The sequence below is a fragment of the Nocardiopsis sp. TNDT3 genome (assembly GCF_003427465.1).
Lineage (GTDB): Bacteria > Actinomycetota > Actinomycetes > Streptosporangiales > Streptosporangiaceae > Nocardiopsis > Nocardiopsis dassonvillei.
The window spans coordinates 1-1,125 of the sequence record NZ_QPFC01001099.1 but is presented as its reverse complement, the minus strand read 5'-3'; the positions used below and the strand labels follow the sequence as shown (position 1 = coordinate 1,125).

General features: G+C 77.3%; 1 protein-coding gene. It reads right to left on the bottom strand.

The features are described from left to right. A partial coding sequence (locus tag DQW06_RS24335; protein ID WP_117199380.1) for a bifunctional 3'-5' exonuclease/DNA polymerase occupies window positions 1-1,125 on the bottom strand: 1,125 nt, incomplete at both ends.

Genomic DNA, 1,125 nt, shown 5'->3' with positions numbered 1-1,125 from the left:
CCGCGCGCACCGCCTCCCCGGCCAGGTCGGCGGGCACGTGCAGCACGACCTCGTCGTGGACGAAGAAGACGATCCCCGCCCCCTCGGGCATGTCCGGCAGGCGCTGGCGCAGCGAGGCGAGCAGGACCAGGGCCCACTCGGCGGCGGTGGCCTGGACGACGAAGTTGCGGGTGAACCGGCCCTGGGCCCGGCGGCGGCGCTCCCCGCCGGGCCCGGAGACGGCGGCGTCCCACCCTTCGGGGACGGGCGAGGTGCGCCCCAGCCAGGAGCGGACGATGCCGCCGCCCTCTCCGGTGCGCGCGGCGGAGTCCACGTACTCCAGGGCCCGCGGGTAGAGGCGGCGCATGGTGGCCAGCAGGGGCGCGGCGTCGCCGGAGGTCTGGCCGTACATGGCCGAGAGCATGCCGATCTTGGCGCGGTCGCGGTCTCCGCCCACGTGCACGGCCAGGCGCGCGTACAGGTCCTCCTCCGCGGCCGCGGCGGCCAGGGCGTCGTCGCCGGAGACGGCGGCGAGCACGCGGGGTTCGAGTTGTCCGGCGTCGGCGCGGACGAGGACCCAGCCGGGGTCGGCGCGGACCGCCCCGCGCAGCGACCGGGGGATCTGGAGTGCGCCGCCGCCCCGGGTGGCCCATCGGCCCGACACCACGCCGCCGACCACGTAGTCGGGGTGGAAGCGTCCGAGTGTGGTTCCGTCCGGGCCGGGGCGCCTGCGCACCCAGGCGTCCAGCCACGCCCAGCCGTTGGCGGAGTGCAGGCGGGAGAGCTCCTTGTAGCGCAGCAGGAGCGGGACGACGGGGTGGTCGATCCTCTCCAGGACCCAGGAGCGGGTGGAGTCGACGGGATGGCCGATCCACGCCATGGCCCGCAGGACCTGCGCCGGGGAGTCGGGGTTGACCTCGCGGCCCACGGCCTCGCCGATGCGGGCGGCGAGGTCGGCGAGGACGGGCGGGCGCTGCCCGGAGGGGGGCCGCTGTCCGAGGAGGCCGGTGAGGATCTCGTCGTGGACGTCGGGCCGCCAGGGCAGGCCGTCGTGGCTCATCTCCGCGGCGGCCAGCCCCCCGGCCGACTCCACGGCGGCGAGCAGGCGCATGCGGCCGGGCGCGGGGTCGGGGAGCTGTGCGAGGC